The sequence below is a fragment of the Aedoeadaptatus coli genome (assembly GCF_900343085.1).
Taxonomy (GTDB): Bacteria; Bacillota; Clostridia; order Tissierellales; family Peptoniphilaceae; genus Aedoeadaptatus; species Aedoeadaptatus coli.
On sequence record NZ_OPYI01000017.1, the window covers coordinates 18,948 to 28,742 of the forward strand.

The 9,795-nt window shown below is 49.5% G+C and carries 22 protein-coding genes; all 22 read left to right on the forward strand.

Annotated elements, in window-relative coordinates:
* Positions 1–10: 10 nt before the first annotated feature.
* The 22 genes from rplP to rplQ all read left to right on the forward strand — a co-directional run bounded on the left by rplP (position 11) and on the right by rplQ (position 9,620).
* Positions 11–451, forward strand: coding sequence for a 50S ribosomal protein L16 (gene rplP / locus DG046_RS08585; protein WP_108832102.1), 441 nt, complete (start codon positions 11–13; stop codon positions 449–451).
* Entirely contained in the window at positions 441–647 is a 207-nt protein-coding gene (rpmC, locus tag DG046_RS08590) for a 50S ribosomal protein L29 (RefSeq protein WP_108832103.1), read from the forward strand. The genes rplP and rpmC overlap by 11 nt, the downstream gene beginning before the upstream one ends.
* 3 nt (positions 648–650) lie before the next feature.
* A complete protein-coding gene (gene rpsQ, locus DG046_RS08595) occupies positions 651–905 on the forward strand; it encodes a 30S ribosomal protein S17 (protein ID WP_108832104.1) in 255 nt (84 codons plus the stop codon).
* Positions 906–918: 13 nt separating this feature from the next.
* Positions 919–1,287, forward strand: coding sequence for a 50S ribosomal protein L14 (gene rplN / locus DG046_RS08600; RefSeq protein ID WP_108832105.1), 369 nt, complete (start codon positions 919–921; stop codon positions 1,285–1,287).
* A 14-nt stretch (positions 1,288–1,301) separates the two neighbouring features.
* The gene (rplX, locus tag DG046_RS08605) at positions 1,302–1,616 is read left to right on the forward strand and encodes a 50S ribosomal protein L24 (RefSeq protein WP_108832106.1); all 315 of its coding nucleotides are present in this window, start codon (positions 1,302–1,304) and stop codon (positions 1,614–1,616) included.
* A gap of 11 nt (positions 1,617–1,627) precedes the next feature.
* Positions 1,628–2,179: a 50S ribosomal protein L5 gene (gene rplE, locus DG046_RS08610; protein ID WP_108832107.1), complete on the forward strand. Its 552-nt coding sequence runs from the start codon at positions 1,628–1,630 to the stop codon at positions 2,177–2,179.
* Between the two features lie 3 nt (positions 2,180–2,182).
* Positions 2,183–2,368 (forward strand): type Z 30S ribosomal protein S14, encoded by a 186-nt coding sequence (locus DG046_RS08615; RefSeq protein ID WP_082941287.1) that lies wholly within the window; start codon positions 2,183–2,185, stop codon positions 2,366–2,368.
* A 25-nt stretch (positions 2,369–2,393) separates the two neighbouring features.
* Entirely contained in the window at positions 2,394–2,789 is a 396-nt protein-coding gene (gene rpsH, locus DG046_RS08620) for a 30S ribosomal protein S8 (protein WP_108832108.1), read from the forward strand.
* Positions 2,790–2,804: 15 nt separating this feature from the next.
* The gene (rplF, locus tag DG046_RS08625) at positions 2,805–3,341 is read left to right on the forward strand and encodes a 50S ribosomal protein L6 (protein WP_108832109.1); all 537 of its coding nucleotides are present in this window, start codon (positions 2,805–2,807) and stop codon (positions 3,339–3,341) included.
* 17 nt (positions 3,342–3,358) lie between these two features.
* Positions 3,359–3,721, forward strand: coding sequence for a 50S ribosomal protein L18 (gene rplR, locus DG046_RS08630; RefSeq protein WP_108832110.1), 363 nt, complete (start codon positions 3,359–3,361; stop codon positions 3,719–3,721).
* 11 nt (positions 3,722–3,732) lie between these two features.
* Entirely contained in the window at positions 3,733–4,245 is a 513-nt protein-coding gene (gene rpsE, locus DG046_RS08635; protein ID WP_108832111.1) for a 30S ribosomal protein S5, read from the forward strand.
* Between the two features lie 10 nt (positions 4,246–4,255).
* On the forward strand, positions 4,256–4,432 hold the full coding sequence (rpmD, locus tag DG046_RS08640) for a 50S ribosomal protein L30 (RefSeq protein ID WP_108832112.1): 177 nt from the start codon (positions 4,256–4,258) through the stop codon (positions 4,430–4,432).
* Between the two features lie 13 nt (positions 4,433–4,445).
* Positions 4,446–4,895, forward strand: coding sequence for a 50S ribosomal protein L15 (gene rplO, locus DG046_RS08645; protein WP_108832113.1), 450 nt, complete (start codon positions 4,446–4,448; stop codon positions 4,893–4,895).
* A complete protein-coding gene (gene secY, locus DG046_RS08650) occupies positions 4,896–6,176 on the forward strand; it encodes a preprotein translocase subunit SecY (RefSeq protein ID WP_108832114.1) in 1,281 nt (426 codons plus the stop codon).
* A 10-nt stretch (positions 6,177–6,186) separates the two neighbouring features.
* Positions 6,187–6,837: an adenylate kinase gene (locus tag DG046_RS08655; RefSeq protein WP_108832115.1), complete on the forward strand. Its 651-nt coding sequence runs from the start codon at positions 6,187–6,189 to the stop codon at positions 6,835–6,837.
* A 6-nt stretch (positions 6,838–6,843) separates the two neighbouring features.
* Positions 6,844–7,110: a KOW domain-containing RNA-binding protein gene (locus DG046_RS08660; protein ID WP_108832116.1), complete on the forward strand. Its 267-nt coding sequence runs from the start codon at positions 6,844–6,846 to the stop codon at positions 7,108–7,110.
* Between the two features lie 13 nt (positions 7,111–7,123).
* Positions 7,124–7,342, forward strand: coding sequence for a translation initiation factor IF-1 (gene infA / locus DG046_RS08665; protein ID WP_068368873.1), 219 nt, complete (start codon positions 7,124–7,126; stop codon positions 7,340–7,342).
* A 16-nt stretch (positions 7,343–7,358) separates the two neighbouring features.
* Entirely contained in the window at positions 7,359–7,472 is a 114-nt protein-coding gene (gene rpmJ / locus DG046_RS08670; protein WP_007556223.1) for a 50S ribosomal protein L36, read from the forward strand.
* Between the two features lie 12 nt (positions 7,473–7,484).
* Positions 7,485–7,847 (forward strand): 30S ribosomal protein S13, encoded by a 363-nt coding sequence (gene rpsM, locus DG046_RS08675; RefSeq protein WP_108832117.1) that lies wholly within the window; start codon positions 7,485–7,487, stop codon positions 7,845–7,847.
* A 9-nt stretch (positions 7,848–7,856) separates the two neighbouring features.
* A complete protein-coding gene (rpsK, locus tag DG046_RS08680; RefSeq protein WP_108832118.1) occupies positions 7,857–8,252 on the forward strand; it encodes a 30S ribosomal protein S11 in 396 nt (131 codons plus the stop codon).
* Positions 8,253–8,317: 65 nt separating this feature from the next.
* Entirely contained in the window at positions 8,318–9,265 is a 948-nt protein-coding gene (locus DG046_RS08685; protein WP_108832119.1) for a DNA-directed RNA polymerase subunit alpha, read from the forward strand.
* Between the two features lie 13 nt (positions 9,266–9,278).
* On the forward strand, positions 9,279–9,620 hold the full coding sequence (gene rplQ, locus DG046_RS08690) for a 50S ribosomal protein L17 (RefSeq protein WP_108832120.1): 342 nt from the start codon (positions 9,279–9,281) through the stop codon (positions 9,618–9,620).
* The last annotated feature ends 175 nt before the right edge of the window (positions 9,621–9,795 follow it).

Here is a 9,795-nt window from a genome sequence, read left to right on the forward strand (position 1 = left end):
GGAAAGCACTATGTTAATGCCGAAAAGAGTAAAATATCGGAGACAACATCGCGGGAGAATGAAAGGTGTTGCGCACAGAGGCAATACGCTCACCTACGGTGAATTTGGCATCCAAGCATTGGAACCGACCTGGATCACTTCCAATCAAATCGAGGCCGCACGTCGTGCCATGACTCGCTACATTCGTCGTGGCGGGAACATCTGGATCAAAGTATTCCCCGACAAACCGGTTACCGAAAAGCCGGCTGAAACCCGTATGGGTTCCGGTAAAGGGGCACCCGAATACTGGGTTGCCGTCGTAAAACCGGGCCGCGTTCTGTTTGAACTGGGTGGCGTCGAAGAAGAAGTTGCCAGAGAAGCCATGCGTCTCGCAGCCATGAAGCTTCCCATCAAAACGCGTTTTATCGCCAAGAATAAGGAAGAAAGTGAGGGCGATAGCAATGAAAATTAAAGACATCCGCAATTTATCCGGTGACGAGCTGAATAAAAAGGTGTCCGAGTTGAAGAACGAGCTCTTTAACCTTCGCTTTCAACTTGCAACAGGTCAACTAGACAATCCGTCCACCATTAAAAGCGTGAAGAAAGACATCGCGCGGGTTAAGACCATCCAAAGAGAGCGCGAGCTCAACATGGAAAAGGAGGCGTAACTTATGGAAAGAAATCAACGAAAAGTGATCTCCGGTAAGGTCGTAAGCGATGCCATGGACAAGACGATTGTCGTCGCCGTCGAAACCTTCAAGAGTCACCCGATTTACAATAAACGATTCAAAAATACGAAGAAATACAAGGTGCACGACGAGAACAACGAAGCAAGTGTCGGCGATACCGTACGCGCAATGGAGACACGTCCCCTTTCGAAGGATAAGAGATTCCGCCTCGTCAATATCGTAGAAAAAGCGAAATAAGGAGGTTCTCGGGATGATTCAACAAGAAACCAGATTAAGAGTTGCTGACAACTCCGGCGCAAGAGAACTGGGCGTCATCAAGGTATTAGGCGGCACGAACCGTCGCTATGCCAACATCGGCGACATCGTTGTTTGCTCCGTCAAACACGCAACACCCGGTGGCGTTGTTAAAAAAGGTGCCGTCGTCAAGGCGGTCATCGTTCGTTCGAAAAAAGGCATTCGTCGTACCGACGGAACCTACATCAAGTTCGACGACAACGCAGCCGTCATCATTAAGGACGATAAAAATCCCCAAGGTACCCGTATTTTCGGGCCGGTAACCCGCGAGCTCAGAGGAGAAAACTTTATGCGTATTATCTCCTTGGCTCCGGAAGTTCTTTAAGGAGGTGGCATAGAATGCGCATCAAAAAAGGAGATACCGTCGAAGTCATTTCCGGCAAGGACAAAGGCAAAAAAGGAAAGGTCGTTCGCACCCTTCCGAAACTTGACCGCGTTGTCGTCGAAGGTGTCAACATCGTGACGAAACACGAAAAACCGAGAGGACCGCAAAATCCCGGTGGCATCAACAAGGTTGAAGCACCGATCCACGTATCCAACGTCATGTATTACGATACAAAGACCAACACCAAAAGCCGCATCGGCTACGAGTTTAAAGACGGCAAGAAGGTACGTGTCCTGAAGTCCTCCGGCGCTACGATTTCTGATAAGTAAGGAGGCCTGTGATGACATCGAGATTAAAAGAAAAAATCCAAAACGAAGTCGCACCTGCTTTAATGGACGAGTTTAAGTATGCCAACACCATGCAAATTCCTCGCCTTGAAAAGGTCGTGATTAATATCGGTCTGGGCGAAGCCAAGGACAATCCGAAAGCACTGGAAAGTGCCGTCAACGACTTGACCTTAATCGCCGGCCAAAAACCGATTATCACCAAAGCGCGCAAGTCCATCGCAAACTTCAAATTGCGTGAAGGCAGCGCCATCGGTTGCAAAGTTACCCTGCGCGGTGACAGAATGTATGATTTCCTCGACAAGCTCATGAACGTCGCCCTGCCGCGCGTTCGCGACTTCCGCGGCATCAAACCCACGGCATTCGATGGCAGAGGAAACTACGCTCTGGGACTCAAGGAACAATTGATTTTCCCGGAAATCGAATACGATAAAATCGACACGTTGCGCGGCATGGATATCACCATCGTGACAACCGCCGAAACCGACGAAGAGGCAAAGTCCTTCCTCGAAAAGATGGGCATGCCTTTTGCAAAGAAGGAGGGTTAAACTGTGGCAAAGAAATCCATGGTAGCGAAGCAAAAACGTAAAAACAAGTACAGCGCCAGAAACTACACCCGATGCAAGATTTGCGGTCGCCCTCACGCAGTACTGAGAAAATACGGTATTTGCAGAATTTGTTTCCGTAAACTGGCTTACGCAGGGCAAATCCCCGGCGTAAGAAAGGCAAGCTGGTAAGGCTAACCGAAAGGAGGAATTGACTATGATGACAGACCCTATTGCAGATATGCTTACGAGAATCCGTAATGGCAACGATGCAAAACATAAATCTGTTGAGATTCCCGCTTCGAAAATGAAGGCGGAAATCGCCCGTATCCTTCTCGAGGAAGGCTATATTAAAGGCTACGACGTGCTTGAAGAAGGCCCGCAAGGCAAAATTAATGTAGAATTAAAATACGGTAGAAACGACGAAAAAGTAATCAGCGGCATTAAGCGCATTTCCAAACCCGGTCTTCGCGTTTACGCAAAGAATACGGAAATCCCCAAGGTATTAGGCGGATTAGGTATTGCCGTCATTTCCACATCCAAGGGCATTATGACGGACCGCGATGCACGCAAGGAACAAGTTGGCGGAGAAGTTCTCTGCTACGTTTGGTAAAGGAAGGAGTAAAAGATGTCCAGAATCGGAAAGAATCCCATCGAAATCCCTTCCGGCGTTGAAGTGAAGGTCAACGGCCACATCGTCGAAGTGAAAGGCCCCAAGGGCGCCCTTCAAACGGAAGTCGATCCGGCCATTACCGTCGCCGTCGAAGACAATCAAGTCGTCGTCACGCGTCCCAACGACAACAAAAACATTCGCGCCCTCCACGGCCTTTATCGTACCCTCATCGCCAACAACATCGAAGGCGTCGTCAACGGCTACGAAAAGCAAATGGAAATTATCGGTACCGGTTACCGTGCGCAAAAGCAAGGCAAAAAGCTGAACTTAAACCTCGGTCACTCCCACCCCATCGAACTCGAAGATCCCGAAGGAATCGAAGTCGAAGTTCCGTCCAACACGCAAATCATCGTGCGGGGAATCGATAAGCAAAAAGTCGGCGCCTACGCCGCTTATATTCGCAGCTTCCGTTCGCCGGAGCCTTACAAAGGCAAGGGCATTCGCTACGTTGACGAATACGTACGCAGAAAAGTCGGTAAGACCGGTAAGTAAGAAAGGAGTGGAGTGTTTTGTTTAAAAAAGTTGATCGCCAAGGCAATCGAAAAGCGAGACATATTCGCGTCAGACAGAAGATTAACGGAACGGAATCCAAACCTCGTCTTGCCATTTACCGCAGTGCGCACCATTTATACGCTCAACTGATCGACGATGTAAACGGAAAGACATTAGCCAGTGCTTCCACCTTGGACAAGTCCTTGAACCTGGAAAGCACGAAGAACGTAGAAGCGGCCAAAGCCGTCGGTGAAGCAATCGGAAAGAAAGCAAAAGAAAACGGCATCGAAGAAGTTGTTTTCGATCGCTCCGGTTACGTCTACCACGGTCGCATCGCCGCTTTAGCCGAAGCTGCTCGCGAAGCAGGACTGAAGTTCTAAGGAGGGAAAGATTGAACCGTACGAAAAACAATACCAGAGATAGAGACACGGAACTCGACGAAAGAGTCGTTGCTATCAACCGTGTTGCAAAGACCGTTAAGGGCGGTCGTAATATGCGTTTTTCTGCCCTCGTCGTCGTCGGCGACAGAAACGGTCGCGTCGGTATCGGTACCGGCAAGGCCCTGGAAGTTCCCGAAGCCATTCGCAAGGGTAGCCAAGCGGCTAAGAAAAACATGGTTAAAATTAACATGGTCGGAAACACCATCCCCCACAAAGTCACCGGCGTCTTCGGTGCCGGTCGCGTGTTCCTGAAACCGGCTCGTCCCGGTACAGGCGTTATCGCCGGCGGCAGCGTGCGTGCCGTATGTGAACTTGCAGGGATTAAAGACATCTACACTCACAGCATCGGATCGTCGAATCCGAGAAACACCGTGAACGCCACGATGGAAGGGTTGACGTCCTTAAAGACCGTTGAAAATGTAGCTAAACTTCGCGGCAAAAGTGTCGACGAAATTTTAGGATAAGGGGGACAAAATGAGTACCATTAAAATTAAACTCAAGAAAAGCCCCATCGGAAGAATCGAAAAACAAAAACGGACGATCAAAGCCTTAGGTCTCAGAAAAGTCGGTCAAGTCGTAGAAAAACAGGACACACCTCAAATTCGCGGCATGATCAACAAAGTAGACTTCATGGTTGAAATCGTCGACTAAGGAGGTGGACGTAATGAAATTGCATGATTTAAGACCTCAAGAAGGTGGAGGAGTCAAGGCAAAGAAACGTCTCGGCCGCGGTATCGGTTCCGGTACCGGTAAGACCGCCGGACGCGGCCACAAGGGTCAAAAGGCCCGCAGTGGCGGCGGCGTTCGCCCCGGCTTTGAAGGTGGCCAAATGCCCCTTTTCCGTCGTCTTCCGAAACGTGGCTTTACCAATGTTTTCAAAAAACAATACGCCATTGTCAATGTAGACGCACTGAACCAATTTGACAACGGATCCACCGTCACCTTGGAATCCTTGATTGAAAGCGGTATGGTAAAACGCGCCGATGCCAAAGACGGCTTACGCATCTTAGGTAACGGCGACATTAACGTTTCTGTTAACGTCAAGGCCAACCACTTCTCCAAATCCGCCGCCGAAAAAATCGAAGCGGCAGGGGGAAAGGCTGAGGTGATCTAGATGATCCAAACCTTTAGAGATGCTTGGAAGATCCCGGAAATTCGTAAAAAGCTTCTCTTCACCCTGTTGATGCTTGTGGTCTTCCGCTTCGGTAGCCACGTTCCCGTGCCCTTTATGGACCGGGCGGCGATTGCGAAGATTTTCAACCAACAACAAGGTGGTATACTCTCGTTCCTGGATTTAATGAGCGGCGGTAACTTCGGACACTTCTCCGTCTTTGCGACGAGCATTTATCCCTATATCACGGCGTCCATCGTCCTTCAACTGTTGACCATCGCCATTCCCAGTTTGGAAGCGCTGAGCAAAGAAGGGGAAGTGGGACGCAAGAAGATCGCGAAGTATACAAGGTATTTAGCGGTTGCTCTCGCTGCCGTTCAAGCCATCGGTTACACCTACGGCTTTTACAGACAAGCGGTGAACACCCAAAACGCGTTCCAAGACGTCGTCATTATCCTCTCTGTTGTGGCAGGGAGTACCTTCCTGATTTGGATCGGTGAAATGATTACGGAAAAAGGAATCGGTAACGGGATCTCTTTACTCATCTTTGCAGGGATCGTAGCCAGATTCCCCGCTGATATATGGGCTTCCTTCCGCATGGCGGCAGCCGGCATGGTATCCTGGGTTTGGGTCGTTGTATTCATCGTCCTGGCCATTGCCATCGTCTTCTTCGTCGTCCTGCTTAACGAAGGGCAACGCAAAGTACCCGTTCAATACGCCAAGCGCGTCGTGGGACGGAAAATGTACGGCGGTCAAAGCACCCATATTCCCATTAAAGTTCTCATGAGCGGCGTCATGCCGATCATTTTCGCTCAAACCATTATGAGCATTCCATCGATTATCGTCATGTTCCAAGGCCCGGATTCCCAAGCGGCCAAGTTCATGACCAAGTGGTTTACGCCGGCAGGTAATATCGGGATCTTCATTTACAGCATCTTCATGGTTCTGTTGATCGTCTTCTTTACCTTCTTCTATACGGCCATCCAATTCAACACGGTGGAATATTCCAAAAACCTACAACAAAACGGCGGCTTTATCCCCGGCATTCGCCCCGGCAAGAAAACTTCGGAATACCTGCAACAATTGGTAAACCGCCTGGTTTTCCCCGGCGCATTGGCCCTGGCCCTGTTGTCTGTTCTGCCTACGATTTTAGAAAAAATCACGGGCATGCACTTCAGCTTCGGCGGCACCAGTTTGATCATCGTCGTCGGCGTTATTATGGAAACGGCACGAATTTTGGAACAACAATTAATGATGCGACACTATAAGGGATTCCTAAAATAAGGAGGATCACATGAGACTAGTCATTTTAGGCCCGCCGGGCGCCGGCAAAGGCACCCAAGCGGCATCCATCGTCGAAACCTACAATGTGGTGCACATTTCCACAGGCGATATTTTCCGCGAAAACATTAAAAACGCCACGGAACTCGGCAAGAAAGCGAAAAGCTACATGGATCGCGGCGAACTCGTTCCCGATGAGGTCGTCAACGACATCGTCGTGGATCGCCTGAAAAAACCCGACGTGGAAGCAGGCTTTTTATTAGACGGCTTCCCGCGCACGGTCAATCAAGCGGTCTCTTTGGACGCAGCTTTAGAAGCCATGGGTACCAAGCTGGATTGTGTCATTAATATTCATGTGCCGAGCGAGCTTTTAATCGATCGCGCCGTGGGCAGACGGGTATGCCCCACCTGCGGCAGAACCTACCACGTGAAGAACCAAAAACCGAAAGTGGAAGGCATTTGCGACGACGACAACTCAAAGCTCATTCAACGTGATGACGATACGGAAGAAACGGTGAAGAAGCGCATCGACGTCTACGAAAGACAAACTTCCCCGTTAATCGACTATTATAAAGCGCAAGGACTGTTACTGGATATCGACGGTTCCAAGGCCATCGACGATGTATTTGAACAAATACGACGTGGACTCGAAAACGAGGCCTAATCGTCGATGAACGGCACCGCAGATATTAAGGTCGGTCAGGTAGTCATATCCAAGGCGGGCAGAGACAAAGAAGGTTTCTTTGTGGTCTTGGAAGTTATTGACGACAGATATCTTCTTCTGGCAGACGGCAAGAGAAGAACATTGGACAATCCCAAGCGGAAAAAGGCCATGCATTTGCAAAAAACCCATTCTCTTGTGGATCTGAAACCTGAGGATAGACCGTTAAACGATAGCTATATTCGTAAACAACTGTCTCGCTTCCAAGAGGCATAAGGAGGATGCAACCATGGCAAAAGAAGATGTCATTGAAGTGGAAGGCGTCGTAACCGATGCCCTGCCCAATACAAACTTTAAAGTTAAGTTAGAAAACGGACACGAAATTCTAGCTCATATCTCCGGAAAATTGCGCATGCACTACATTCGTATATTGCCCGGCGATCGGGTGACCGTCGAGCTGAGTCCTTATGACTTAACCCGCGGACGTATTACCTGGAGAAAGAAATAGTTTAGGAGGGGACGAAATGAAAGTAAGACCTTCAGTTAAGAAGATGTGTGATAAATGCAAAGTCATCAAACGCAAAGGACGCGTCATGGTGATTTGCGAAAACCCGAAGCATAAACAAAGACAAGGATAAGGGGGTGTAGGCATGGCAAGAATTGCTGGTATTGACTTACCGAGAGAAAAACGAGCTGAAATCGGGCTCACTTATATTTACGGCATCGGACGTTCCCGCGCCCAAGAAATCCTGACGAAAGCCGGCGTCGACTTCAACACCTATATTAAGGACTTAACCGAAGCGGAAATCGCCTCGATTCGTAAAGTCATCGACGAGTACCATGTAGAAGGGGATTTACGTCGCGAAATCGCTATGAACATCAAGCGTCTGCGCGAAATCAACTGCTACCGCGGCATTCGTCACAAGAGAGGCCTGCCCGTTCGCGGTCAAAAGACCAAGACCAATGCGAGAACGCGCAAAGGTCCGAAGAAGATTGTATCCAAGAAGAAGTAGGAGGGCTAAATGGCTAAACAAGGTAGAGCTACGCGCTCCAAAAAGAGAGTGCGCAAGAATATAGAAAAAGGACAAGCGCATATCGCTTCTTCCTTTAACAACACCATGGTGACCTTAACCGACATGAGCGGCAACGTGATTTCCTGGTCCAGCGCCGGTCAACTCGGCTTCAAGGGCTCCAGAAAATCCACGCCCTTTGCAGCACAAGAAGCGGCACAAGAAGCGGCCACCAAGGCAAAGGAACACGGCTTAAAGAGCGTTGAAGTCTTCGTCAAGGGCCCGGGCAGCGGACGTGAAGCTGCCATCCGTTCCCTGCAAGCATCCGGTTTGGAAGTTACCATGATCAAAGACGTAACCCCCATTCCCCACAACGGTTGCCGTCCGCCGAAGCGTCGTAGAGTCTGATAGTAAAACAGCATACCATCTCACGAGAAAGTCTCTACAGATCCATTCCTAGGAGGGCGGAAAACATGATTGAAATTGAAAAGCCTAGTATTGTAGTTGAACAAGTATCAAGCGACGGCAATAAGGGAAGATTTATCGTCGAGCCGTTGGAAAACGGCTACGGGATCACATTAGGCAACTCCCTTCGCAGAGTGCTGTTCTCCTCGCTTCCGGGTTGTGCTGTTTCCTTCGTCAACATTCGCGGCGTCGAACACGAATTCAGCGTCATCGACGGCGTCTTAGAAGACGTTCCGGAGATTATCCTGAACATTAAAGGCATCGTGTTTAAAAGCGATCAAGACGAACCTGTGCGCCTTTCCGTAGAGAAAGTCGGCGCCGGGGAACTGGTCGCCGGAGACATTACCCTGCCGGCCGGTGTGGAAATCGTCAATCCCGAGCACCACATCGCCACCTTAAACGACGATGCAAACTTTTATATGGAACTCGTCATCGAGCGAGGCCGAGGCTACGAGCCAAGCGAACTGAAAAAAGACGAAATCACCGAGATCGGCGTCATCGCCGTGGATTCCAACTACACGCCCATTCGCATGGTGAATTGGAATGTAGAAAACACCCGCGTCGGTTTGCGTACCGACTACGATCGTTTGATCCTGGATGTGGAAACCGACGGTTCCATGACCGCCGACGAAGCCACGTCTCTGGCAGCCAAGATCCTCATGGAACACTTGGATCTGTTCGTCTCCATGACGGAAGAAGTCAACGACATGGACATTATGGTTGAAAAACCCGAAGGACAAAAGGAAAAAGTCCTGGAAATGACCGTGGAAGAGTTGGATCTTTCCGTTCGCAGCTTCAATTGCCTGAAACGCGCCGGCATCAATACCGTGAGCGAACTCACGGACAAAACCGAAGACGAAATGATGAAAGTTAGAAATCTCGGAAAGAAGAGCCTGGAAGAAGTGCAAGAAAAACTGGACGAACTCGGGCTCTCTCTCAGAGAAAACGAAGAATAAAGGAGGAAGCATTGTGGCACAGCTCAGAAAATTAGGCCGCACGACGCCCCATAGACGGGCCATGTTAAGAAACTTAACAACCGATCTGTTGCGCGAAGGCCGCATTGAAACCACAGTGACCCGTGCAAAAGAAACCAGACGCATGGCTGAAAAGATGATCACCCTCGGCAAGAGAGGCGATCTTCACGCAAGACGCCAAGCTTTGGCTTACATCTTCGACGAATCCGTCGTAACGAAATTATTCGAAGAAATTGCACCGGAATACGCCGACCGTCAAGGCGGTTACACGCGCATTCTGAAAAAAGGTCCCCGCCGTGGCGACGGCGCAGAAATGGCCATTATTGAATTGGTTTAATAGCCGGCACGTCCGGCTACATAGAGGCACTGCTTACGGGCGGTGTCTTTTTTTGGCTCTATAATATCCGTTGGGGAGTAACCTCCTCAATGGATATTTTTGTGCAAAAAGATAGCACTTGTTTTCCCTATCACCTAAAATTAAATCACCACAAAATAATAAAGGAGGGCAAACA

What these genes read in the sequence shown, in the direction of transcription:
- rplP (WP_108832102.1), top strand. Translation starts at nt 11, where the DNA reads ATGTTAATGCCGAAAAGAGTAAAATATCGGAGACAACATCGCGGGAGA.
- rpmC (WP_108832103.1), top strand. Translation starts at nt 441, where the DNA reads ATGAAAATTAAAGACATCCGCAATTTATCCGGTGACGAGCTGAATAAA.
- rpsQ (WP_108832104.1), top strand. Translation starts at nt 651, where the DNA reads ATGGAAAGAAATCAACGAAAAGTGATCTCCGGTAAGGTCGTAAGCGAT.
- rplN (WP_108832105.1), top strand. Translation starts at nt 919, where the DNA reads ATGATTCAACAAGAAACCAGATTAAGAGTTGCTGACAACTCCGGCGCA.
- rplX (WP_108832106.1), top strand. Translation starts at nt 1,302, where the DNA reads ATGCGCATCAAAAAAGGAGATACCGTCGAAGTCATTTCCGGCAAGGAC.
- rplE (WP_108832107.1), top strand. Translation starts at nt 1,628, where the DNA reads ATGACATCGAGATTAAAAGAAAAAATCCAAAACGAAGTCGCACCTGCT.
- rpsH (WP_108832108.1), top strand. Translation starts at nt 2,394, where the DNA reads ATGATGACAGACCCTATTGCAGATATGCTTACGAGAATCCGTAATGGC.
- rplF (WP_108832109.1), top strand. Translation starts at nt 2,805, where the DNA reads ATGTCCAGAATCGGAAAGAATCCCATCGAAATCCCTTCCGGCGTTGAA.
- rpmD (WP_108832112.1), top strand. Translation starts at nt 4,256, where the DNA reads ATGAGTACCATTAAAATTAAACTCAAGAAAAGCCCCATCGGAAGAATC.
- rplO (WP_108832113.1), top strand. Translation starts at nt 4,446, where the DNA reads ATGAAATTGCATGATTTAAGACCTCAAGAAGGTGGAGGAGTCAAGGCA.
- secY (WP_108832114.1), top strand. Translation starts at nt 4,896, where the DNA reads ATGATCCAAACCTTTAGAGATGCTTGGAAGATCCCGGAAATTCGTAAA.
- DG046_RS08655 (WP_108832115.1), top strand. Translation starts at nt 6,187, where the DNA reads ATGAGACTAGTCATTTTAGGCCCGCCGGGCGCCGGCAAAGGCACCCAA.
- DG046_RS08660 (WP_108832116.1), top strand. Translation starts at nt 6,844, where the DNA reads ATGAACGGCACCGCAGATATTAAGGTCGGTCAGGTAGTCATATCCAAG.
- infA (WP_068368873.1), top strand. Translation starts at nt 7,124, where the DNA reads ATGGCAAAAGAAGATGTCATTGAAGTGGAAGGCGTCGTAACCGATGCC.
- rpmJ (WP_007556223.1), top strand. Translation starts at nt 7,359, where the DNA reads ATGAAAGTAAGACCTTCAGTTAAGAAGATGTGTGATAAATGCAAAGTC.
- rpsM (WP_108832117.1), top strand. Translation starts at nt 7,485, where the DNA reads ATGGCAAGAATTGCTGGTATTGACTTACCGAGAGAAAAACGAGCTGAA.
- rpsK (WP_108832118.1), top strand. Translation starts at nt 7,857, where the DNA reads ATGGCTAAACAAGGTAGAGCTACGCGCTCCAAAAAGAGAGTGCGCAAG.
- DG046_RS08685 (WP_108832119.1), top strand. Translation starts at nt 8,318, where the DNA reads ATGATTGAAATTGAAAAGCCTAGTATTGTAGTTGAACAAGTATCAAGC.